Below are 22,396 nucleotides of genomic sequence, written 5' to 3'. Positions count from 1 at the left end.
GGATGCATGCCCCATGTACAAATTGACCATTGAAGGCCTGCATAAAAGCTATGGCGATCATCAGGTGCTCAAAGGTGTTTCGCTCAAGGCCAAAACCGGCGACGTCATCAGCCTGATCGGCGCCAGCGGCTCAGGCAAAAGCACCTTTTTGCGCTGCATCAACTTTCTCGAACAACCCAACGACGGCGCCATGACCATGGACGGCCAGAACATCCGCATGATCAAGGATCGCCACGGCATGCACGTGGCCGATGCAGATGAACTGCAGCGGATCCGCACCCGCCTGGCCATGGTGTTCCAGCACTTCAACCTGTGGAGCCACATGACGGTGCTGGAGAACATCACCATGGCCCCGCGCCGGGTACTCGGTTGCAGCAAGCAAGAAGCCGAAGACCGTGCCCGACGTTACCTCGACAAGGTTGGCCTGGCGGCGCGCGTGGCGGATCAATACCCGGCGTTCCTTTCAGGCGGCCAGCAACAACGGGTAGCCATTGCCCGCGCACTGGCCATGGAACCGGAAGTCATGCTGTTCGACGAACCGACCTCGGCGCTCGACCCGGAACTGGTCGGCGAAGTGCTCAAGGTGATCCAGGGCCTGGCCGAAGAAGGCCGGACCATGATCATGGTCACCCACGAAATGAGCTTCGCCCGCAAGGTCTCGAGCCAGGTGCTGTTCCTGCACCAGGGTCTGGTGGAAGAAGAAGGCGCGCCGGAAGATGTGCTGGGTAATCCGAAGAGTGAGCGGTTGAAGCAGTTCCTCAGCGGCAACCTCAAGTAACCCACCGTCCTGTAGGAGCGAGGCTTGCCCGCGAAGAACGATAATGCGGTCATCATATAGACCGAGTTGCCTTCATCGCGGGCAAGCCTCGCTCCTACAAAAGCGGATTTCGCTAACAGATATCAGGCCACTGGCGCGGGTGGTGGTTCATCCGGAAGAGTCGGTTCTCCGGGTTCTGTCGGCTGTTCGTTGGGGGTGTCGGGATCAGGCTGGCCGGGGATGCCCCCTGCCATGCTGACTGGCGGATGTGCCAACAAGGACCAGGCCAGCATGCCAACCTGATTGGGCTCAAGCCTTGCCAGTTCGGCACTTATTCGCGGATCGATCTTCATGAAGCACTCCTGAGCGATGGCCCGATCCGCCTTGCGCGAATCGGAGCAGTACATTCCATAGAGTGTACGCCCGCTCAGGAATTCCAACGGTTTGTCAGACGGCTGACTCAGGTACGCGGCAGGGTCACGCCACGCTGGCCCTGGTACTTGCCGCCACGGTCCTTGTAGGAGACTTCGCACTCTTCGTCCGACTCAAGGAACAACATCTGCGCTACGCCTTCGTTCGCGTAGATTTTCGCCGGCAGATTGGTGGTGTTGGAGAACTCCAGGGTCACGTGACCTTCCCACTCAGGCTCAAGCGGCGTGACATTGACGATGATGCCGCAACGCGCATAGGTGCTTTTACCCAGGCAAATGGTCAATACGTTACGCGGGATGCGGAAGTATTCGACGGTGCTGGCCAGAGCGAAGGAGTTCGGCGGAATGATGCACACGTCGCTGTGGATGTCGACGAAGCTGCCAGCATCGAAGTTTTTCGGGTCGACGATCGCCGAATTGATGTTGGTAAACACCTTGAAGTGATTGGTACAACGCACATCGTAGCCGTAGCTGGACACGCCGTAGGAGATCACACGGCTATCGTCGCTGCCGCGCACCTGGCGCTCGACGAAGGGCTCGATCATGCCGTGTTCCTGCGCCATGCGGCGAATCCACTTGTCCGATTTGATGCTCATGGCGGGTGTCCTGAATAGCGAGGTGGAAAAATTCTGTCCGGCATCTTACCGGGCAGGCGCTCCGGGTTCAAAGTCCGGGAAACAATTCTCGACGATCCCCCGTGAATTCAGGGCCTTCACCGCTATTCGATACACCGTCAGTCATGAAAACAGAGAAACCTTCGCAAGAACCATTGGCACGTTCCGGAAAAAGGGTTAAGGTGGCGCCACTGTGCTGCTTGTGTCACTGAGAATCTCTACACGATATGTTGAATTTCGATCCAACCATCTACAAGAATTTTTCCTGCTCTTTGCACTCAGTCTCGGCCAGGGTTCTTCCTGCGTCGCAGTTATCTTTGTTCAAGGAGTTACACCATGTCTAATCGCCAAACCGGTACCGTTAAGTGGTTCAACGATGAAAAAGGCTTCGGCTTCATCACTCCACAATCCGGTGACGACCTGTTCGTTCACTTCAAAGCTATCCAATCCGACGGCTTCAAAAGCCTGAAAGAAGGCCAACAGGTTTCTTTCATCGCTACCCGCGGTCAGAAAGGCATGCAAGCTGAAGAAGTTCAAGTTATCTAACTTGTACTTGCTTTAGTAAAAAGCCCCGCCCTCAAAAGCGGGGCTTTTTTGTGCCTGAGTGTTTTGTGTGACAAAAAAGATCGCAGCCTTCGGCAGCTCCTACAGGGCATACATCAATCCTCTGTAGGAGCTGCCGAAGGCTGCGATCTTTTGATCTTTCAGTGTTACCAGGCCACGCCAAACCCAGCGGTGTAACGAGTCTTGCTCAGATCAGCCTCATCGCTGCCACTGATGATATCTCTCTCGGCCTTCAGGTTCAGCGACGCCCAATCGGTGACTTTGTAGCGCAGGCCGACCTCGGCATCGAGTGCGTAATCCGCCACGCCCGACAGCGGCTTGCCGACCTCACCATTGGTGAAGAATTCGACCTTCTTGCCAACCAGATAACGGTTGTAGTCCCACTTCATCGCCAGGGAGTAGAAGTTCTCCTTACGACCGTTGGAATACTCATAATCCGTGTTATTCAGCAGCGAGCCCAAGGAGAAGGCGCCCAATTCGTTATCCCAGAACTGATAACCGGGGCCGGTACCGATGGTGCGCTGACGGGCGAGCTCTTCGACCTTGTCGCGTTTATAGACCGCGCGCCCTTGCCAGAACCACTTCTCGGTGAGGAATCGGTCGAGAGAATATTCGGCACGCCAGTTATCAGTGGTGACAACGTCATCCTGGAACTCGCGGTTGTACTCACCTTCCGCCGTATGACGCCACCGACCATGACGCGCGGTGGTTTTGAAACCAACGTCATAATCATCAGTATCTTTTTCGGCCCGCTGATAATCCAGCGCCATGTCGACATTACCTTTCCACACCAAATCCTCAACTACCGGCTTGGGCTTGAGCATCTGCTGGATACTGGCCAGCTCCACGGTCTTGGGGCCATCGCCGTTGGCCAAGGTGACCTTGCCATCCTCTGCCGCGTGCAGGGATTTGGCCTTCTCACCGGTATAGGCATCCTGTTTGACCAACAGTTGCTGATCGCTTTCCAGGGTTTTGACCTGTTTCCAGTCGATCGGGACCGCGCCCGCATACTCGGTCTGAATCAGCAGCTTGCCACCATCAAAGACGGTGATTTTGCCGCTCAACTTGTCACCGTTCTTCAACCAGACGGTATCGGCAAGCAAGGGAGTGGAAGCACTGGCGACAGCGAGGCACAGCAAGGTTCTGGACAACATAAGCGAATCGAAGGCTCAACTTTGCGAAAAAAAGTCGGCATTATCCTCATGAATAAGGCCCTGACAAGGACTGACCCGACTTTTTCTATTGAGTTCATTTCTCAATGGGCGATCCTGGATTTACTCTACAGACGGTCAATTGCGCATTCTTTCAGGAAACCCGGGACGTGACCGACTCAAACGCAGAAACCGAAAGCGCGGCGCAAATCCGACGCACGGCGCTCTACCTGACCCTGGCGCAAGTGCCCGAGGGCAAAGTCGTGAGTTATGGCCAGCTCGCCGAGCTGGCCGGACTGGGTCGTGCTGCCCGCTGGGTCGGGCGAACACTGAGCCAATTGCCCGGCGACACCAAATTACCCTGGCACCGCGTGCTGGGTGCCGGCGGTCGGATCAGCCTGCCCGTGGGCAGCCCTTCGGGGGATGAACAACGGGCCCGATTGCGCATGGAAGGCATCAGTATCCTGAACAATCGTGTTGATATTCAGCGCCATGGCTGGCGCCCGGTAGAGCACAGCGGTTAGAGTGCGCGCTTTGTTTCCGTAACTCTTGAGGCAGACTCCAGCCCATGCCCCGTAAAACCTGGCGCGCCGCGCTCGCCGCCTATGCCAGCCCCTCGACACTCGTACTGTTGCTGCTTGGTTTCGCCGCCGGCTTGCCTTACATGCTGGTGTTTTCGACGCTTTCCGTCTGGCTGCGCGAGGCCGGCGTTGCCCGCGAAACCATCGGCTATGCAAGCCTGATCGGCCTGGCCTACGCCTTTAAATGGGTCTGGTCCCCGCTGCTCGACCAATGGCGCCTGCCGCTGCTCGGCAAGCTCGGTCGACGACGCTCCTGGCTGGTACTGGCCCAGGCACTGGTGATCCTTGGCCTGATCGGCATGGGATTTTGCGACCCGCAAAAGCACCTGTCTTGGCTGATCGCCATCGCCGTGGTCGTCGCCTTTGCCTCGGCGACGCAAGACATCGCCGTCGACGCTTATCGCCTGGAAATCGCCGATGAAACCCGCCAAGCCGCGCTGGCAGCCAGCTACATGGCCGGTTATCGGGTCGCGGCCCTGCTGGCGACGGCAGGCGCACTGTTCTTCGCCGAAGGCTTCGGCTCCACTGGCTTCAACTACAAGCATGCGGCGTGGACCGGTACCTACGTGCTGTTCGGCGTCTTGATGGTCCCGGCGCTGCTGACCACCCTGTTCATGCGCGAACCGCCGGTGCCTCTACGTACTCAATTGCAGGCCGGACGCTACAGCTTCGTGCACCAACTGGCGTCGGTGTTCGTGCTGATCGTACTGCTGGTGTCCGTACCGGCCTTGTTCACCCAGCTCTACAACACCGACTTCGCCAGCGTACTGTTCGAAGGCGCCAGCGTGCTCGACCTGCTGCTCGAAGACCGCGCGTTCCTGCGGGCGATCCTCTATATCACGCTTACCGGCCTGTGCTTGTCGGCCATGGGCCGCCGTGGCTTGGCCCCAGTGCTGACCCCGGTCAATGACTTTATCCTGCGTTACCGCTGGCAAGCCCTGTTGCTGCTTGGGCTGATCGCCACCTATCGGATGTCCGATACGGTCATGGGCGTGATGGCCAATGTGTTTTACATCGACCAAGGGTTCACCAAGGATCAGATTGCCAGCGTCAGCAAGATTTTCGGGCTGATCATGACGCTGGTCGGCGCCGGCATGGGCGGCCTGCTAATCGTGCGCTTCGGCATCCTGCCTATCCTGTTCATCGGCGGCGTTACCTCAGCCGGCACCAACCTGCTGTTCTTGATGCTTGCGGATATGGGTGCCGACCTGCAGATGTTGATCGCCACCATCTCACTGGATAATTTCAGCTCGGGCCTGGCGACTTCAGCATTTGTCGCTTACCTGTCGAGCCTGACCAACCTCAAATTCTCCGCCACACAATACGCCCTGCTCAGCTCGATCATGCTCTTGCTGCCCCGCCTGATCGGCGGCTATTCAGGGGTCATGGTGGAGAAATTCGGTTATCACAACTTCTTCCTGATCACCGCCCTGCTGGGCGTTCCGACCCTGCTGTTGATCGCGCTGCACTGGTTCCAGGAAAACCGCCGCGCCGGTCCGACACCGACGCCGGAACCGGTTCCGACCCAGGTCGCGGAAGAATCGTAGGCTCTTTACGCCGGAAACATCGCAGAGGGCGGGCAGATTATCGCCCTCTGCGACACAGCCGGCCGCACTCCTGTACGCCAGCAGATCTCGCCCGTACAATGTTCCGTCATTTCTCGTCATCAGCAACCGACAACGGCCAACCATGCGCACCAGTCAATTTTTGCTCGCCACACAGAAAGAAACGCCTTCCGACGCGGTCGTCATCAGCCATCAGCTGATGCTGCGCGCCGGCATGATCCGCAAACTCGCCTCGGGCCTGTACACCTGGCTGCCCATGGGCTTGCGAGTGATGCGCAAGGTTGAAGCCATCGTGCGTGAAGAAATGAACGCCGCCGGCTCTCTCGAAGTGTTGATGCCGAGCACTCAACCGGCTGAGCTGTGGCAGGAATCCGGTCGCTGGGAAGAATACGGCCCTGAACTGCTGCGCTTCAAGGATCGCCACGGTCGCGATTTCTGTGCCGGCCCGACTCACGAAGAAGTCATCACCGACCTGATGCGCAACGAGCTGAGCAGCTACAAACAGCTGCCGATCAACCTGTATCAGATCCAGACCAAATTCCGTGACGAAATCCGCCCACGCTTCGGTTTGATGCGCGGCCGCGAATTCATCATGAAGGACGCCTATTCGTTCCACGCTGATCAGCCTTCGCTGCAGATCACCTACGATCGCATGCACCAGGCGTACTGCAACGTGTTCACCCGCCTGGGCCTGAAATTCCGTCCGGTTGAAGCCGACAACGGCTCGATCGGTGGTGCCGGCTCCCACGAGTTCCACGTACTGGCCGAATCCGGCGAAGACGATATCGTCTTCAGCAACGGTTCCGACTACGCAGCCAACATCGAGAAGGCCGAAGCCGTACCGCGCGAAACCTCTCGTGCCGCGCCTACCGAAGAGTTGCGTCTGGTCGACACGCCGAACGCCAAGACCATCGCGCAACTGGTCGAAGGCTTCAATCTGCCGATCGAAAAGACCATCAAGACCTTGGTGGTGCACGCTGAAGAGCAAGGCAAACTGATTGCCCTGATCATTCGTGGCGACCACGAGCTGAACGAAATCAAGGCCGCCAACCAGCCTGGCGTTGCCAGCCCGCTGGTCATGGCCTCCGAAGCTGAACTGCGCGACGCCATTGGTGCCGGCGCCGGTTCCCTTGGCCCGTTGAACCTGCCGCTGCCGATCATCATCGACCGTTCCGTCGAGCTGATGAGCGACTTCGGCATCGGTGCCAACATCGACGACAAGCACTACTTCGGCGTGAACTGGGAGCGTGATCTGCCGGTTCCGACCGTTGCCGATCTGCGCAATGTCGTGGCCGGTGATCCGAGCCCTGACGGCAAAGGCACCCTGGAAATCAAGCGCGGTATCGAAGTCGGGCACATCTTCCAGCTGGGCAACAAGTACAGCAAAGCGATGAAGTGCGAAGTGCTGGGCGAGAACGGCAAGCCGGTCACCCTGGAAATGGGCTGCTATGGCATTGGCGTATCCCGCGTGGTGGCTGCCGCCATCGAGCAGGGCAACGACGAGAACGGGATTATCTGGAGCGATGCTCTGGCCCCGTTCCAGATTGCTCTGGTACCGCTGCGCTACGAAACCGAACAGGTTCGTGAAGCCACCGACAAGCTCTACGCAGAACTGACTGCCGCCGGCTTCGAAGTGCTGCTGGACGACCGCGACAAGAAAACCAGCCCGGGCATCAAGTTCGCGGACATGGAGCTGATCGGCATTCCACACCGGATCGTGGTCAGCGACCGCGGCCTCGCCGACGGCAATCTGGAATACAAGAGCCGCACAGAGGCCGAGGCGCAAGCGCTGCCGGTCGCTGACGTGTTGTCTTTCCTCCAGGCCCGTATCCGCCGCTGACACCAGATAGAGACGTCATGTTCAAGCGAAACACCTTAGGCCTCGGTGGCGCCGCCCTGTGCGGCGCCCTGCTGGTCAGCGGCTGTGCCAATCAGATGTCACAACGTAGCGAGCACGAGGAACGGGTCGAGCGCAAATTGCTCGATCATAGCCTGCAGATCGATGTCGGCGAGCCCAAGGTGCTTGAGCTGCCGCAACGTCGGGTGAAAATCCACGAGCAAAAAACTTTCGAAGTCACCGAGTTCGAAGTCACGCGTCACTACGATCGCTACACGCCTTACCAACCCTGGAGGGAGGTCTACGAGATCCCGCTGGGCGCGGTGGCCGTGGTGGCCGGTGTCGGTGCGAACGTGGTCAACGTGTTCGCCCTCGGCAATCTGCCGGACACCGTGACGAAGGACTGGCTCAGCTATGGTTTCGCCGGGCTCAACCCGTTCATGAACGCGCAGTCCCATGGTCGGGCGCAACAGAACCTGGCGGGTATCGACGAAGTCCAGCGCGACAAGCGCACGGAATACTCGAGCCTGCCGTGGAGCGAGCGCCCGGTGCAGGTCAAGGCTGGCAAGAACACCTTCGAACTGACCACTGACCGTAACGGCGTGTTGCGCCTGAACCTGCTGGACAGCCCGTTCGCTGAACATGACCTCAATCATCTGGGCAAGCTGCAGATCAGTGTCGAGGACAACAAGGACGATGTGCACACCGACTCGTCCCTGATGATCAGCGGCAACTTGCGCGGCAAGCTGCTCGAAGCGCATGGGCTGATTTACGACGACCTCGAAGACGACGAAGTGAGCCAGTGGGTACACCGGGTCAAACGTCTGTCGGAACTGGGTCTGGAAGAAGAAGCCAGCGAGCTGGAACAGAGCCTGATCGAACTGACCCGCAACGATCCCGAGCTGCAGACCGAATTCCTCAAGTCGCTGACCAAGGATGCCGGGCGATTGGTGGCGGATCCAGGGCCGAATTAAACGCTTAAAAGCTTCGCGGGCAAGCCCGCTCCCACAAGGACGATGCAGTACCTGTGGGAGCGGGCTTGCTCGCGAAAGCGGTGGGTCAGGCAACATCAATGTTTACTGTGCCGCCGTCTTCGCGAGCAAGCCCGCTCCCACATGGATTGCGCTTAACTGACTGGCATTAGGGCTTGCCCGCGATGACGCCATTACATTCACTGCAAAACTACCGCTCAAACAACTCCATCTGCTCAAACCCGCCCCGCAAATCCTCCAGCCTCACCCCAATTCCCAACAACCGCACCGGTTTCCCACCACGGTTAAAGGCTTGGGTCAGCAGCAACTGATAACTCCCCAGATCCCGCCCTGCCCCGGCCTGCTCCAAAGTCGTCTGGGTAAAATCATGAAATTTCACTTTGACGAACGGCTTGCCCGGGCGATAGCTGCTGTCGATCCGTGCCATGCGGTCATTCAGGGATTCCAGCAACTCGGGCAATTTGTCCAGGCAACTCACCAGATCCGGCAGGTCCACGTCGTAAGTGTTTTCGACGCTGATCGACTGCCGGCGACTGTCGTTGTGCACCAACCGCTCATCGATCCCACGGGCCAGGCTCCAGAGTCGCTCGCCAAAGCTGCCGAATTCGCGCACCAGTGCCAACTTGTCCCACTCACGTAAATGCGAGCAATCGACGATGCCGAGCCTGCCGAGTTTGTCGGCGGTCACTTTGCCAACCCCGTGCAGCTTGCTCACCAGCAAACCACTGACGAAGTCTTCCACCTGATCCGGTGTGATTACGAACAGGCCGTTAGGCTTCTTCCAGTCGCTGGCGATTTTGGCGAGAAACTTGTTCGGCGCCACGCCGGCCGACACGGTGATATGCAACTGATTGGAGACCCGGCGGCGAATGTCCTGGGCGATTCGCGTGGCGCTGCCGCCAAAATGCGCGCTGTCCGACACGTCGAGGTAGGCCTCATCCAGGGAAAGCGGCTCGATCAGGTCGGTGTAATCGCGAAAGATCGTATGAATTTCCTTCGACGCTTCTCGATAGGCATCCATGCGCGGCTTGACGATAGTCAGGTCTGGACAGAGCTTCAAGGCATGTCCGGAAGACATGGCCGAGCGTACGCCATAAGCCCGCGCTTCATAGTTACAGGTGGCAATCACCCCACGCCGATCCGCCGAGCCGCCCACCGCCAATGGCTTACCAGCCAGGCGCGGGTCGTCACGCATCTCGATGGCGGCGTAGAAACAGTCACAATCGACGTGGATGATTTTTCGCTGCGTCATATAAAAGCAGTGTTCATGGCGAAGAAATGAGGTGTTGGTGAGTCATACCGGCAGTATCTCACTGACACCTGTATATAGCACCAGTACTCTGAATGTTCTTTTTCCTTTGTAGGAAAAGCGCCGGAGGAATTTATTTTCTCAATCGAAAGAGCCCTCTCGATAGAGCCACAAGCCTTGCCCTGCCTGCGTTTCAGACCGGCCAGCCATTGCTTTTTTCACCTAAGCGCTTGAACAGGAACAGGTTTTACCGAGATTTAAGGTTGACAGCCCTGCGATCCTCTGTAGAATGCCGACACACAGACGCGGGATGGAGCAGTCTGGTAGCTCGTCGGGCTCATAACCCGAAGGTCGTCGGTTCAAATCCGGCTCCCGCAACCAAACATCAAAAAAGGCTACTCGAAAGAGTGGCCTTTTTTGTGCGCGCCTGTTTTATAAAAATCAGCGGTCTAGCCTTTCGGCGCAGAAACAAGAAATCGTTCTGATTCCGAAACTTAGGTCTCCCCTGCTACCGTTCACCGTCGCTTTACACTTATTTGAGCCATACTGGGATTAACGGTTGACACTCCGGCGTTCGCCTGTAGAATGCCGCCACACAGACGCGGGATGGAGCAGTCTGGTAGCTCGTCGGGCTCATAACCCGAAGGTCGTCGGTTCAAATCCGGCTCCCGCAACCAAACATCAAAAAAGGCTACTCGAAAGAGTGGCCTTTTTTGTATCTGTTGAAAAAGTCCTTTCGCAACAATGATCTGTCACTGTGCAGCGAGCCGTTCGGGATCGCCAGACTGTGAGTTCAGCGCAGGCTGAACCACAGATGAAACTTCCTACGACTGAATGACGCGCCATCGCCCACATCCGGTGAGAGGCGTTAATATTTGTGATTATTTTTTTCCACAGGGATTGGTAACTTGGCTGGATACCTCCATCCTGTCGCGCACAATCCAAGAGGTGATTGATGCGCGCCAACTCGTCTGATTCACAAGACACCGTCACTGCGACACAACCGATCAAAGCCGAGCGTCTGCGCTTGCTGGATCGAATCAGCAAATATCGTCAGCCCATCGGGCTGGCAGTCACTTTGCTGTTGTTCGCCATCGCGCTGATTGCCTGTCGTCACCTGCTGAGCGAACTCGATCTGTACGCGCTGCACGACTCGATTCTGGAAGTACCGAAACCGGCCTTGCTGGGTGCACTCGGCGCGACCGTCATCGGCTTCATCATTCTGCTGGGTTACGAATGGTCGGCCAGCCGTTATGCCGGCGTGACGCTGGCGCCGCGAATATTGGCATTGGGCGGCTTCACCGCATTTGCCATTGGCAATGCCATCGGCCTTTCGCTGTTATCGGGTGGCTCGGTTCGCTACCGTTTATATGCACGTCATGGTGTGGGGGCTTCGGAAGTCGCGCACATGACCTTGTTTGCCAGTCTCTCGCTCGGCTGCGCCCTCCCGCCCCTGGCCGCCCTCGCCACCCTCAGCAACCTGCCCGCCGCCTCCGCAGCCCTGGGTTTCTCCGAGACGTTGCTGGGTGCGATTGCAGTGGCCGTGCTGCTGCTCTCCACCGTACTGGCCATTGGCATCTATCGCCGTCGCTTGCCAGAACAGCCTTACCCGGACAACCTGCTGGTCAAGGTCGGCCGCCGCACCTTGCGCCTGCCGGGTCGCCGCCTGACGTTCCTGCAATTAGTCATCACCGCTCTGGACGTGGCCGCCGCCGCGACCGTGCTCTATCTGTTGTTGCCGGAAGCGCCGCCCTTTGGTGCGTTCCTGCTGGTCTATCTATTGGCCCTGGCCGCTGGCGTACTCAGCCATGTGCCGGGCGGTGTCGGGGTATTCGAAGCGATTTTGCTCGCTGCCTTCGCCGACAAACTCGGTGCCGCACCACTGGCCGCCGCCCTGCTGCTCTACCGTCTGATCTACGTGGTGTTGCCGCTGCTGGTGGCTTGCGTACTGCTGCTGGTCAACGAAGGCCAGCGCCTGTTTCAATCGCGCCAGTCCTTGCGTGCCGCATCTGGCATGGCCGCGCCGATTCTGGCGGTACTGGTGTTCCTGTCCGGCGTGGTGCTGCTGTTTTCCGGTGTGACGCCGGAGATCGATACCCGCCTTGAACACATCGGTTTTCTGATTCCGCATCGCTTGGTCGACGCCTCGCACTTCGGCGCTAGTCTTGTAGGTGTCCTCTGCCTGCTGCTGGCTCAGGGGTTGCGTCGCCGCCTGTCAGCCGCGTGGATGCTGACCACCATTCTGTTGTTGGTCGGCGCCCTGCTCTCTCTGCTTAAAGGCTTCGACTGGGAAGAGGCTTGCCTGATGACCCTGACGGCGAGTTTGCTGGGGGTTTTCCGGCGTTCGTTCTATCGGCCCAGTCGCCTGACCGAAGTACCGTTTTCGCCGCTGTACCTGGTGGCCAGCCTCTGCGTACTCGGCGCGTCGATCTGGTTGCTGCTGTTCGCCTATCAGGACGTACCCTACAGCCATCAACTCTGGTGGCAGTTCACCCTCGACGCCGATGCCCCGCGTGGCCTGCGCTCGCTGCTCGGCGCCGCGGTCCTGCTGGTGGTGGTGTCCCTGACCTGGCTGCTGCGCACCGCGCGCCCGGTGATCCATCTGCCAACGCCCGATGAGCTGGACCGCGCGGTAAAGATTCTCATGGCCTCGTCCCAACCGGATGGCGGCCTGGCCCTGACCGGTGACAAGGCGCTGCTGTTTCACCCCAACGACGAGGCGTTTCTGATGTACGCCCGCCGTGGTCGCAGCCTGGTAGCGTTGTACGACCCGATCGGCCCGAGCCAGCAACGGGCGGAAATGATCTGGCAGTTCCGCGACCTGTGCGATATCCATCACGCCCGCCCTGTGTTTTATCAAGTACGTGCCGAGAACCTGCCGTACTACATGGACATTGGCCTGACCGCGATCAAACTCGGCGAAGAAGCCCGGGTCGATTTGCACCGCTTTGATCTCGAAGCCAAAGGCAAAGAGATGAAGGACCTGCGCTACACCTGGAATCGTGGCACCCGTGATGGCCTGTCGCTGGAAATCCATGAGCCGGGGCAAGCGCCGATGGATGAGCTCAAGGTGATTTCCGATGCCTGGCTGACTGGTAAAAACGTGCGCGAGAAAGGCTTCTCGCTCGGGCGTTTCAGTGATGACTACCTCAAGCACTTCCGTGTCGCGGTGATTCGTTTCGAAGGACGCCCGGTGGCGTTCGCCAACCTGCTTGAGACCTACGGCCATGACCTGGCCAGCCTCGACCTGATGCGCGCGCACCCCGACGCCCCCAAGCTGACCATGGAGTTCATGATGGTCGGTCTGATTCAACATTATAAAAATCATGGATACGCGCGCTTCAGCCTGGGCATGGTGCCGTTGTCGGGGTTGCAACCCCGGCGCGGCGCACCATTGACCCAGCGCCTGGGCTCGATGGTATTCCGCCGTGGTGAGCAGCTGTACAACTTCCAAGGTTTGCGCCGCTTCAAAGACAAGTTCCAGCCCGACTGGGAACCCCGTTATATGGCCGTGCCCGCCGGACTCGATCCGCTGGTGGCCCTGGCCGACACTGCCGCCCTGATTGCGGGTGGCTTGACTGGATTGGTGAAACGCTGATGATTCAACGCTCCCTGCGGTACGTACTGGCCACACTGGTAGTGCTGGCCCTGATTGTCGGTGGCGGTTACTGGTACCTGAAACGCCCGGCACCAGAACCGACCCTCGAACGGCTGACGCCGGCCGATGGCGCCGCGATGACCCGCGTCATCCCCGGCACCACGCCGAAGGCTCAGGTGCTGGTGGCGGTCAATGACGACCAGAAACTCAATGACAAGCAATTGACCACCCTGAGCCGCAGCGCCTCGGCGCAGATCGTCCAGGTGATCCTGCCCAAGGACTGCCTGCTGCAAAGCCGCGCCCTGCAAGCGGGTCTGCGCGAACTGAAAGGCCCGGCCACTCTGGTCAGCGGCATCGGCCCTGGCGCCGTGCTCGCGTGGCGCTGGTTGTCGGAGCAGAAGGACGACAAGGCCCAGGCCATTTCAGTTGATCTGGCCCTGGAAAAGCCCGGCGCCTGCACTCACCTGCTGCCAAAAAGCGCCGCCCACGGCCACTGGCTCGTGGCATGGAACGACAACCCGGACGACGCCAGTGCCGGTTTCGTACGTGATCAGCCCAATGCCGAAACCAGCATCAGCGACTACGACATCAACCTGCCGCAAGTGCTGAACAACGAACTGCGCAAAATCCTCGTTGGCGGCGATAAAGCCGCTGGTGGCCTGCAGATCCCGGTGGTCGAAGTCCCGGCCGGCCAGGCCAAGGACACCGTCACCCTGTTCCTTTCCGGCGACGGCGGCTGGCGCGACCTGGACCGCGACGTGGCCGGCGAGATGGCGAAGATCGGCTACCCGGTAGTCGGCATCGACACCCTGCGCTACTACTGGCAGCACAAGAGCCCGGAACAAAGCGCTCTGGACCTGACCGAATTGATGCAGCACTACCGGCAGAAATGGGGCACCAAGCGCTTCATCCTGACCGGCTACTCATTCGGCGCGGACGTATTGCCCGCCATCTACAACCGCCTGCCGGAAGCGGAGCAGCAGCGCGTCGACGCAATCATCCTGCTGGCCTTCGCCCGCACCGGCAGCTTCGAAATCGAAGTCGAAGGCTGGCTAGGCAACGCCGGCAAAGAAGCCGCCACCGGCCCGGAAATGGCCAAGCTGCCGCCGGCAAAAGTGGTGTGCATCTACGGCGAAGAAGAAGTCGACGAGAGCGGCTGCACCGACAAGACCGCCGTGGGCGAAGCGATGAAACTGCCTGGCGGCCATCACTTCGACGAGAACTACCCGGCGTTGGCCAAGCGGTTGGTGGATGTGATCGAGAAGCGTCAAGCGAAGGAGACGGCTGCTCAAGAGTGATCTGAGCCGCGCGCACAAAAAAGCCCCCGCACCCTTATGGTTGCGGGGGCTTTTTTACATGTACAAACATGAAGCGCTACCAGCTAGCCGGACTTTATGTCGATGCTCTGTGCTTCCAAGACTAAAGCTGAACATCTATCCACGTTACGTCATCTTCAACAGCGATAAAGTCGCTATCCGGTGCTGCCAGCAAGCTGCTTTGCTGCGACTCCGTTAACTCTGCCCAGAAGCCATCGGTTACGAACACCAGTCGCTCACCGACGGCCAATGGGTGAAAAACAAAGTCAGGGTTTGGAGCACGACTAACCTTCAGGCATCGGGTTACCCAGTTTCGAGCCGGATCTTGCGCCAACTCACTGTGCGAACGGTCGCGCCTCCAATTGGCCTTGCAGTGGGGCGGCGTAATCCACTCGATCGTGCCTGCCGGTGTCACTACACCACACGAACAGTCACCCTCATACGCAAGCGTGAGCTTCCCATGAGCAGCGAAACCGATCAGGTAACACGTGGCCCCTGTCTGGTCCGCAAACAAAGCGGGGTGAAGCTCGGCCAGCACTGAACCAAGTACCCGCTCAACTGCTCCGCGCTCAGTGATATCGCCCTCCCGATCCATGTGTTTCGGGTAGGCCGCTAAAACACCTTTTACGAAGCATTCAGCCAGCTGACCACTGCCGGGTTTCGACGTACCATCCGTGATGACGAATAGCCCTCTGTCGCCATCGCAGAGAGCTCCAGCACAGTCATGATTGGCTTTCCTGGTCCGCCCTATTACTGATCTGGTGCCGTATCTCATGCGCTGCCCAGGTCCTTCATGCGCTTGTGAATGATTCGCCCTCTACCCGGATTAGCCTGCACCGAGCCCGAGCTTTCAATCACGTAGTCGATACCACTGAGCACCGTGAGTTCTCGAATTCCAGCCGTGATGAATTCTTTGAGCTCCGACTCAGCTTGGCGAACTTCTTCCAAAAGCTCTGTACGACCATCAATCAAGATGATTATGTCTTCGACGTCTTTGTGGAAGGGATCGCCCTCACCGCGACCGCTAAAAGCCTCTAGTTTCGTCGCAAGAAAGTAGGTCGGTTTAAATATCTGGATCACGGTACCGCTGGGCAACGTAAATTTATCGGCCCTCGCCAGCCCCTCCACGAACCAACGGTTGGCATATCCGAGAACTTCGGGATCAGAAGGCATCACGTCAACGACGACGTCGTTGAAGCGGAAACGACAGTTGACTTCATCCTCACCGGTGATCTTGAAGTTCTTGGTCGCCAGCCGTTCTGTGAGGTGTTGCCAGGCGCTAATGCCTGCCAGCTCGATCACTAGGTCAACATCATCGGTGAAACGAATGTCGTCCAGCACAGCAGTATCAGTGACCAGCATGGCCGTGGTGCAACCGCCGACAAAGGCAACCTCAGCGAGAAACGCCTCTCCCAAGCCGTCTGCAACAAATTCTATGAGCTCATAATTGTGATCAGCGTTTGATGACATCTTATTTCAGCCCCATCCCTGCTTTTAGAATGTTAACCGCCACACCACACTCTCGCGGACCACCAAGACGGATCGCATCAGCAAGCGCGAGATAGTGATAAAGGATTCTGTCCCTCTTCACCGCTTCCGGCACCGTCTTGTACAGCGGCTCTATCGCCTGACCACGCTCAGTTCCGAGTGCATCAGGCCAAACCGGAATCAACCCGCCAGCGCTCTTGATGCTTTTGGACAGGGCTGGCGCTGCGAAGCCTGTTGGAATACCGCGAACCATCGCGCCCGGCTTCACGGGGAAAAAGTATTTCAGAGCGTGCTCGGTGATTTTCAGCAGCTCTCGCCGATTAACCTTCGGAAGCCCGGTGTCATAGTCATTGGTGAGAATTCCGGACTCACGACACCTGGCTATAGAGTTTGAAACCTCGCTTTTGCTTAGCCCAAGAGACGCAGACAACGCACGCAACGAGTAACCTTCACTCCAGCTCGCCAGCGGCGGAGAAGGTAAAGGCTCCGACCACCCTTCCCACCCATCCTCATCGCCCAAGGCTGAGTTGAACTCCTGGCGGTGGAACACAGTTTCTTCACCATCAGCGGAGTAGGTGGCTAGCGGCTGCCCCACCTGCCCCCCTGCCGACATTCGATTTATCTGCTGGGGCTTCAACAATTCCTCAACTATGTTCGAACTCGACTCAGATTCCATCTTCCCAAAGAGATTTTCTTCCTGGGCGTGCAGGCTAGCCATCTTGAACAAAAGCAAAATGTCTTGACTCTTCATGAAGCTAAAACTCCAAGTGTCCACATTCCATAAAACGTGGACACTTGTCTCATTGGAAATATCGAACCGTCAAGTCCTTTCGATATTGATCAGGTTTCACTGGGAAACCCCAGATTATCAGCCAGCGGGTGAGCCTGGCCCTACATGTCCGATTTGCCCTTAACTGACTGGCATTGGGTCAAGCCCCGCGCTGAACTCAGATAAAGGGCTACAAAAAAGCCCCCGCGGCCGCAAGGCATCAGGGGCTTTTTAATTAGAGACGACGCTCTGCTGCGTCGTAAACCTCTTCATCACGTCGCGCACCGACGGCGACGATCAAAACCTGGATCGCCTTTCCATCGACTCGATAAACAATCCGCGTGTCACCTGTCCGGATCCGTCTGCAACCTGCAAGACTGGCTCTTAGGGGCTTGCCGCTCTTGTCCGGCTCGCCATTGATAATCCGCTCTTCGATAACATCAAGAATGCGATTCGCCGCCACAGCTCCCAGCAGATCCAGATCCTTCTGGACCTCCGGATGATAGATAACGCCCCAAACCATCCACAGCTCCTTTAGTCTTTCCTGGCATACCGCGCCCGCATATCGTCATGGCTGATGGCCTTGACCTGATCAAAACCGATCAATCGCTCCCGAGCCGCTGCTTCAACCCGAAGGTCCTCAAGCTCGTCGAGCATCTCCTGATACGCATCGACATTGATAATGACCGCTGCCGGCTGATTGTCTTTGAAAATGACCAGTCGCTCAGTGGCTCGGCTGGAAATCTCTTTTAGCCTCGCGCTGAACCCCCTGACCATTGCAGTCACCGAAATCGCTTGGTCAGCACGCTCCAGTAATGCCGTCATACTCACCTCTCTACACATTCATGCAAATTTGAACACACAGTTCTACGCAGAGTATCGCGTCGAATTCGACATACAGCAAGCTGCAAAAAACGCGAATTTTACCAACCTGCGTTTTTCCATGCCTACAAAAAATGAGCCGAACGACTTGTGAATGCTCTCGCCACGTTTAGTTTCGTTTACTTAAGGTGTCGCAATATCAGATGACGCCCGCAGACCTTGTAGGCAAACTCCTAATCTTGCCAATTGGGTGCGTTTGGGCACTTTGCCGCCTTGTTGCGTTTTTCTTCGACGGGATACTCTCCGGACGTCGCTGACCATTCAGTGATCGGGCTTGGTAACCCGGTGGAATAAGGCGCAACAGCGCACCCGACACGATTGCAGGCGTTTTTTGGCCTGCGATCCTGTGTTATGGCAGCTGTGCGTGGGACGCTTTCGAGCGTGCCGGTTTCCTTGATTCCCCGGTTTACCAACCTGCGCTCAGCTGCCACCCATTCGCTTGGTATCGGATGCGGCAGCTTCTTAAATCAAGGAAGTTGACCATGAACAATCAATCAGAACTAAAAACCATCGGCCTCACCCCGCTCATCTACTGCTCGGATCAGGCGTTGTTCAACGTCCGCGCCGGCGTCCCCATCGTTGATGCATTGTCACAAGCCTCCGACCTGCTGTTCCTCGCCAAATCATTTACCGAGGATGCAGCCTACATAAAAGACACCGACCGCCACGCCTGGGCCGCGCATTATTTGACGGCTATGTCCAAGGCAGTGATTGATGATGTGGTGAAGGTGCTGACACCGCGACCGGCTCGGACAAAGACCGAATCTGAAGAAGAGCTGCCTGAAAGCAAGTAAAGGCACCAGCAGACACTCAAATACCTGTGGGAGCGGGCTTGCCCGCGATGGCGGCAGCAGATCCAACATTGATGTGCCAGACATACCGCTATCGCGGGCAAGCCCGCTCCCACAGGGTTCTTCGTTGGATTTGGATCAAATCCCGGTCAATAAAAAGCCCCCGAAACCTTACGGTAACGGGGGCTTTTTCATGTGGCTTACATCTCGACTTGCGTACCCAGCTCAATCACCCGGTTCAGCGGCAAATTGAAGAACCGCAGGTTGCCGTTGGCATTCTTCAACATGAAGGCGAACAACAACTCGCGCCAACGGGCCATACCTTCGAGTTTGGAGGCGATGACCGTCTCGCGGCTGAGGAAGTAGGTGGTGCGCATCGGGCTGAAATTCAGGTCATCCAGATGACACAGCTTCAAGGCCTCAGGGACGTCCGGCTCGTCGGTGAAGCCGAAATGCAGGATCACCCGGAAGAACCCTTCGCCGTAGGAATCGACATCGAAACGCCGTTGTGGCGGGACGCGCGGGATGTCTTCGTACACCACCGTCAGCAGCACCACTTGCTCGTGCAGCACCTGGTTATGCAGCAGGTTGTGCAACAGCGCGTGAGGCACGGCATCCGGGCGAGCAGTCAGAAACACGGCGGTGCCCTGGACTCGATGCGGCGGTTGCACGCGGATACTGCTGATGAAGATCGGCAGCGGTAACCCGCCTTCGTCCAGTCGCTCCACCAGCAGTTGCTTGCCGCGTTTCCAGGTGGTCATCAACACGAACAGCGCGATACCGGCAATTACCGGGAACGCACCGCCCTGAATGATTTTCGGCACGTTGGCGGCGAAGTACAGACCGTCCACCAACAGGAAACCCAGCAACACCGGCACCGCGAGGATCGGTGGCCACTTCCACAGCAGCAACATCACCGCCGACACCAGGATGGTGGTCATCAGCATGGTCCCGGTCACCGCCACGCCGTAGGCCGAAGCCAATGCGCCGGAGGACTCAAAGCCTATTACCAGCAGAATCACGCCAACCATCAGGGCCCAGTTCACCGCGCCGATATAAATCTGGCCTTGCTCGGCACTGGACGTGTGCTGGATGTGCATGCGCGGGATGTAGCCGAGCTGGATCGCCTGACGGGTCAGGGAGAACGCACCGGAGATGACCGCTTGCGAGGCAATCACCGTGGCCATCGTCGACAATCCCACCAATGGAATCAACGCCCAGCTTGGCGCCAGCAGATAGAACGGGTTACGGGCGGCTTCCGGATCACCGAGCAGCAACGCACCTTGGCCGAAGTAGTTCAGCACCAGGGCCGGCAGCACCAGAATGAACCAGGCACGGGCGATCGGCTTGCGACCGAAGTGGCCCATGTCGGCGTACAGCGCCTCGGCGCCGGTCAATGCCAGCACCACGGCACCAAGAATCGTGACCCCCATGCCCGGGTGGACCATGAAGAAACGCACGCCCCACACCGGGTTCATCGCCTGCAACACTTCTGGATGCTGACTGATGCCATACACGCCCAGCGCGCCCAGCACCAGAAACCAGGTGACCATGATCGGCCCGAACAGAATGCCGATTCGCGCTGTGCCGTGACGCTGAATCAGGAACAACGCCACCAGCACGATCAACGACAGTGGCACCACCCAATGGTCGATGCCGTCGAATGCCAGCCCCAGGCCTTCAATCGCCGAGAGCACAGAAATCGCCGGCGTGATCATGCTGTCGCCGTAGAACAGCGCCGCGCCGATCAGCCCGCAGACCACCAGCAAGGTACGCAACTTCGCATGCCCCGCCGCTGCCCGCCGAGCCAGCGCGGTCAAGGCCATGATCCCGCCCTCGCCCTGGTTGTCGGCACGCAGCACGAACATCATGTATTTGATTGAGACGACCCAGATCAGCGACCAGAAGATCAGCGCCAGAATGCCCAGTACGCCGTCATGGTTGACGGGCACGCCATAGCCACCGGAGAACACTTCTTTGAGGGTGTACAGCGGGCTCGTGCCGATATCGCCATAAACCACCCCGACCGCCGCGACCAGCATGCCGATCGGCTTCGCCGCCGAGTGCCCGTTGGCGACCGCCTGACTACTTGCCTGCCCCATCCAAAACTCCTACTACTCAGACTCGGACTTCTTATAAGAAGCACTATGCTTTGCCGTGCAGCATGCGCTGTTTTACATCACGTTACAGACGTTTTGTTGACTGTAAAAATTCGGTAAAGCGTAACGGCGCGAAGCATAGCGCAGCACTCGTCGTATTTCCCTGCATAAAGCTGGTCAAGTGCGCCTCTCACCGCTAGAATTGCGCACTTTTTGACCAGAGGCGCAACATAGCGCCCGTCTGTCGCCTTGCCGTCTTCGGCTGGAGGCGTCCCAAAACACCGAGGTTAGACATGTCCACCACTCCTGCGCCGGCCAATCCAAAGGTTGGCTTCGTTTCCCTGGGTTGCCCGAAAGCACTGGTCGACTCCGAGCGCATCCTTACCCAGCTGCGCATGGAAGGCTATGACGTTGTGTCCACTTATCAGGACGCCGACGTCGTGGTGGTCAACACCTGCGGCTTCATCGACTCGGCCAAGGCTGAGTCCCTGGAAGTGATCGGCGAAGCCATCAAGGAAAACGGCAAGGTCATCGTGACCGGCTGCATGGGCGTCGAAGAAGGCAACATCCGCAACGTGCACCCAAGCGTATTGGCCGTGACCGGACCGCAGCAGTACGAGCAAGTGGTCAACGCCGTGCACGACGCCGTGCCGCCGCGTCAGGATCACAACCCGCTGATCGACCTGGTGCCGCCGCAAGGGATCAAACTGACCCCACGCCACTACGCCTACCTGAAGATTTCCGAAGGCTGCAACCACAGCTGCAGCTTCTGCATCATCCCGTCGATGCGCGGCAAACTGGTCAGCCGTCCGGTCGGCGACGTGCTCGACGAGGCTCAGCGCCTGGTCAAGGCCGGCGTCAAAGAGCTGTTGGTGATTTCCCAGGACACCAGCGCCTACGGCGTCGACGTGAAATACCGCACTGGCTTCTGGAATGGCGCGCCGGTGAAAACCCGCATGACCGAACTCTGCGAAGCCCTGAGCACCCTCGGTGTCTGGGTGCGTCTGCACTACGTTTACCCGTACCCGCACGTTGACGAGCTGATCCCGCTGATGGCCGCCGGGAAAATCCTGCCGTACCTGGACATCCCGTTCCAGCACGCCAGCCCGAAAGTCCTGAAAGCGATGAAACGCCCGGCCTTCGAAGACAAGACCCTGGCGCGGATCAAGAACTGGCGCGAGATCTGCCCGGACCTGATCATCCGTTCGACCTTCATCGTCGGTTTCCCTGGCGAAACCGAAGAAGACTTCCAGTACCTGCTGAACTGGCTGACCGAAGCCCAGCTGGACCGCGTCGGCTGCTTCCAGTACTCGCCGGTCGAAGGCGCACCGGCCAACCTGCTGGACGCGGCCATCGTGCCGGACGACGTCAAGCAAGACCGTTGGGACCGCTTCATGGCTCACCAACAGGCCATCAGCTCGGCACGCCTGCAAATGCGCGTCGGCCGTGAAATCGAAGTGCTGGTCGATGAAGTCGACGAGCAAGGCGCGGTCGGCCGTTGCTTCTTCGATGCCCCGGAAATCGACGGCAACGTGTTCATCGACAACGGCAGCAACTTGAAGCCGGGCGACAAAGTCTGGTGCAAAGTGACCGACGCCGACGAATACGACCTGTGGGCTGAACAGATATAAACGCAAAAAACACAAAAGCCCCGCTCTCTTGACGAGATGCGGGGCTTTTTAACGTCTATCGTTTTGTAAGAGAAAGAACTC

At 58.3% G+C, this 22,396-nt stretch carries 19 protein-coding genes and 2 tRNA genes; 12 read left to right on the top strand and 9 right to left on the bottom strand.

The annotated features are described in order from the left end of the window. Positions 1-13 precede the first annotated feature (13 nt). The gene (locus TU81_RS05265) at positions 14-778 is read left to right on the top strand and encodes an ABC transporter ATP-binding protein (RefSeq protein ID WP_038979212.1); all 765 of its coding nucleotides are present in this window, start codon (positions 14-16) and stop codon (positions 776-778) included. A 122-nt stretch (positions 779-900) separates the two neighbouring features. Here TU81_RS05265 and TU81_RS05260 read toward each other — a convergent pair whose 3' ends face one another. Beyond that, on the bottom strand, positions 901-1,110 hold the full coding sequence (locus TU81_RS05260; protein WP_048393859.1) for a hypothetical protein: 210 nt from the start codon (positions 1,108-1,110) through the stop codon (positions 901-903). Positions 1,111-1,217: 107 nt separating this feature from the next. Then, the gene (gene dcd, locus TU81_RS05255; RefSeq protein WP_007904652.1) at positions 1,218-1,784 is read right to left on the bottom strand and encodes a dCTP deaminase; all 567 of its coding nucleotides are present in this window, start codon (positions 1,782-1,784) and stop codon (positions 1,218-1,220) included. Positions 1,785-2,138: 354 nt separating this feature from the next. Between dcd and TU81_RS05250 the strand changes: the two genes are divergently transcribed. Next, on the top strand, positions 2,139-2,348 hold the full coding sequence (locus TU81_RS05250) for a cold-shock protein (RefSeq protein WP_002554837.1): 210 nt from the start codon (positions 2,139-2,141) through the stop codon (positions 2,346-2,348). Between the two features lie 164 nt (positions 2,349-2,512). Here TU81_RS05250 and TU81_RS05245 read toward each other — a convergent pair whose 3' ends face one another. After that, positions 2,513-3,520, bottom strand: coding sequence for a DUF481 domain-containing protein (locus tag TU81_RS05245; protein WP_038979211.1), 1,008 nt, complete (start codon positions 3,518-3,520; stop codon positions 2,513-2,515). Between the two features lie 167 nt (positions 3,521-3,687). On the opposite strand from TU81_RS05245, the gene TU81_RS05240 reads away from it, so the two are divergent. From TU81_RS05240 to TU81_RS05225, 4 genes are all read left to right on the top strand, one after another. Next, positions 3,688-4,041, top strand: a complete 354-nt coding sequence (locus TU81_RS05240) for an MGMT family protein (RefSeq protein ID WP_038979210.1) — start codon at positions 3,688-3,690, stop codon at positions 4,039-4,041. A 44-nt stretch (positions 4,042-4,085) separates the two neighbouring features. Further along, positions 4,086-5,645, top strand: a complete 1,560-nt coding sequence (locus TU81_RS05235; protein ID WP_038979209.1) for an AmpG family muropeptide MFS transporter — start codon at positions 4,086-4,088, stop codon at positions 5,643-5,645. A 142-nt stretch (positions 5,646-5,787) separates the two neighbouring features. Then, the gene (locus TU81_RS05230; protein ID WP_038979208.1) at positions 5,788-7,503 is read left to right on the top strand and encodes a proline--tRNA ligase; all 1,716 of its coding nucleotides are present in this window, start codon (positions 5,788-5,790) and stop codon (positions 7,501-7,503) included. A gap of 17 nt (positions 7,504-7,520) precedes the next feature. Continuing rightward, complete coding sequence (locus TU81_RS05225) at positions 7,521-8,474, top strand: hypothetical protein (protein WP_048393856.1); 954 nt, start codon at positions 7,521-7,523, stop codon at positions 8,472-8,474. A gap of 208 nt (positions 8,475-8,682) precedes the next feature. Here the strand turns inward: TU81_RS05225 and dinB are convergent, their stop codons facing one another. Next, positions 8,683-9,744, bottom strand: coding sequence for a DNA polymerase IV (dinB, locus tag TU81_RS05220; protein ID WP_048393854.1), 1,062 nt, complete (start codon positions 9,742-9,744; stop codon positions 8,683-8,685). Positions 9,745-10,045: 301 nt separating this feature from the next. Here dinB and TU81_RS05215 point away from each other — a divergent pair. The 4 genes from TU81_RS05215 (at position 10,046) to TU81_RS05200 (ending at position 14,637) form a co-directional block, all read left to right on the top strand. Then, positions 10,046-10,122, top strand: a tRNA-Met gene (locus tag TU81_RS05215). 219 nt (positions 10,123-10,341) lie between these two features. Next, a tRNA-Met gene (locus tag TU81_RS05210) sits at positions 10,342-10,418 on the top strand. Positions 10,419-10,696: 278 nt separating this feature from the next. Beyond that, complete coding sequence (gene mprF / locus TU81_RS05205) at positions 10,697-13,339, top strand: bifunctional lysylphosphatidylglycerol flippase/synthetase MprF (protein WP_048393852.1); 2,643 nt, start codon at positions 10,697-10,699, stop codon at positions 13,337-13,339. Next, entirely contained in the window at positions 13,339-14,637 is a 1,299-nt protein-coding gene (locus tag TU81_RS05200; RefSeq protein ID WP_048393851.1) for a virulence factor family protein, read from the top strand. Before mprF ends, TU81_RS05200 begins: the two co-directional genes overlap by 1 nt. Positions 14,638-15,426: 789 nt before the next feature. On the opposite strand, the gene TU81_RS05190 is transcribed toward TU81_RS05200, so the two are convergent. The 4 genes from TU81_RS05190 to TU81_RS05175 form a co-directional block, all read right to left on the bottom strand. Then, the gene (locus tag TU81_RS05190) at positions 15,427-16,125 is read right to left on the bottom strand and encodes a hypothetical protein (protein ID WP_048393847.1); all 699 of its coding nucleotides are present in this window, start codon (positions 16,123-16,125) and stop codon (positions 15,427-15,429) included. A gap of 1 nt (position 16,126) precedes the next feature. Continuing rightward, positions 16,127-16,894 carry a hypothetical protein gene (locus TU81_RS05185; protein ID WP_038979201.1) on the bottom strand — a complete coding sequence of 256 codons (768 nt, stop codon included), beginning with the start codon at positions 16,892-16,894 and terminating at the stop codon, positions 16,127-16,129. 253 nt (positions 16,895-17,147) lie between these two features. Further along, positions 17,148-17,435, bottom strand: coding sequence for a type II toxin-antitoxin system RelE family toxin (locus TU81_RS05180; protein ID WP_038979200.1), 288 nt, complete (start codon positions 17,433-17,435; stop codon positions 17,148-17,150). Between the two features lie 11 nt (positions 17,436-17,446). After that, complete coding sequence (locus tag TU81_RS05175; RefSeq protein WP_038979199.1) at positions 17,447-17,737, bottom strand: Phd-YefM; 291 nt, start codon at positions 17,735-17,737, stop codon at positions 17,447-17,449. Between the two features lie 539 nt (positions 17,738-18,276). Between TU81_RS05175 and TU81_RS05170 the strand changes: the two genes are divergently transcribed. Continuing rightward, positions 18,277-18,588 (top strand): DUF3077 domain-containing protein, encoded by a 312-nt coding sequence (locus TU81_RS05170; RefSeq protein WP_038979198.1) that lies wholly within the window; start codon positions 18,277-18,279, stop codon positions 18,586-18,588. A gap of 197 nt (positions 18,589-18,785) precedes the next feature. On the opposite strand, the gene TU81_RS05165 is transcribed toward TU81_RS05170, so the two are convergent. Beyond that, positions 18,786-20,687: a potassium transporter Kup gene (locus tag TU81_RS05165; RefSeq protein WP_038979197.1), complete on the bottom strand. Its 1,902-nt coding sequence runs from the start codon at positions 20,685-20,687 to the stop codon at positions 18,786-18,788. Between the two features lie 290 nt (positions 20,688-20,977). Here TU81_RS05165 and rimO point away from each other — a divergent pair, with 290 nt between their 5' ends. Continuing rightward, on the top strand, positions 20,978-22,315 hold the full coding sequence (rimO, locus tag TU81_RS05160; RefSeq protein WP_048393845.1) for a 30S ribosomal protein S12 methylthiotransferase RimO: 1,338 nt from the start codon (positions 20,978-20,980) through the stop codon (positions 22,313-22,315). The last annotated feature ends 81 nt before the right edge of the window (positions 22,316-22,396 follow it).

It is taken from the genome of Pseudomonas lini, from assembly GCF_001042905.1.
GTDB lineage: Bacteria > Pseudomonadota > Gammaproteobacteria > Pseudomonadales > Pseudomonadaceae > Aquipseudomonas > Aquipseudomonas lini.
This window is presented reverse-complemented; position numbering and strand designations above follow the sequence as displayed.

Coding starts and splice junctions, on each gene's coding strand:
- TU81_RS05245 (WP_038979211.1), bottom strand. CDS start 3,520: ATGTTGTCCAGAACCTTGCTGTGCCTCGCTGTCGCCAGTGCTTCCACT.
- TU81_RS05200 (WP_048393851.1), top strand. CDS start 13,339: ATGATTCAACGCTCCCTGCGGTACGTACTGGCCACACTGGTAGTGCTG.
- TU81_RS05185 (WP_038979201.1), bottom strand. CDS start 16,894: ATGAAGAGTCAAGACATTTTGCTTTTGTTCAAGATGGCTAGCCTGCAC.
- TU81_RS05225 (WP_048393856.1), top strand. CDS start 7,521: ATGTTCAAGCGAAACACCTTAGGCCTCGGTGGCGCCGCCCTGTGCGGC.
- mprF (WP_048393852.1), top strand. CDS start 10,697: ATGCGCGCCAACTCGTCTGATTCACAAGACACCGTCACTGCGACACAA.
- TU81_RS05175 (WP_038979199.1), bottom strand. CDS start 17,737: ATGACGGCATTACTGGAGCGTGCTGACCAAGCGATTTCGGTGACTGCA.
- TU81_RS05165 (WP_038979197.1), bottom strand. CDS start 20,687: ATGGGGCAGGCAAGTAGTCAGGCGGTCGCCAACGGGCACTCGGCGGCG.
- dinB (WP_048393854.1), bottom strand. CDS start 9,744: ATGACGCAGCGAAAAATCATCCACGTCGATTGTGACTGTTTCTACGCC.
- rimO (WP_048393845.1), top strand. CDS start 20,978: ATGTCCACCACTCCTGCGCCGGCCAATCCAAAGGTTGGCTTCGTTTCC.
- TU81_RS05230 (WP_038979208.1), top strand. CDS start 5,788: ATGCGCACCAGTCAATTTTTGCTCGCCACACAGAAAGAAACGCCTTCC.
- dcd (WP_007904652.1), bottom strand. CDS start 1,784: ATGAGCATCAAATCGGACAAGTGGATTCGCCGCATGGCGCAGGAACAC.
- TU81_RS05170 (WP_038979198.1), top strand. CDS start 18,277: ATGAACAATCAATCAGAACTAAAAACCATCGGCCTCACCCCGCTCATC.
- TU81_RS05250 (WP_002554837.1), top strand. CDS start 2,139: ATGTCTAATCGCCAAACCGGTACCGTTAAGTGGTTCAACGATGAAAAA.
- TU81_RS05190 (WP_048393847.1), bottom strand. CDS start 16,125: ATGTCATCAAACGCTGATCACAATTATGAGCTCATAGAATTTGTTGCA.
- TU81_RS05235 (WP_038979209.1), top strand. CDS start 4,086: ATGCCCCGTAAAACCTGGCGCGCCGCGCTCGCCGCCTATGCCAGCCCC.
- TU81_RS05260 (WP_048393859.1), bottom strand. CDS start 1,110: ATGAAGATCGATCCGCGAATAAGTGCCGAACTGGCAAGGCTTGAGCCC.
- TU81_RS05265 (WP_038979212.1), top strand. CDS start 14: ATGTACAAATTGACCATTGAAGGCCTGCATAAAAGCTATGGCGATCAT.
- TU81_RS05180 (WP_038979200.1), bottom strand. CDS start 17,435: ATGGTTTGGGGCGTTATCTATCATCCGGAGGTCCAGAAGGATCTGGAT.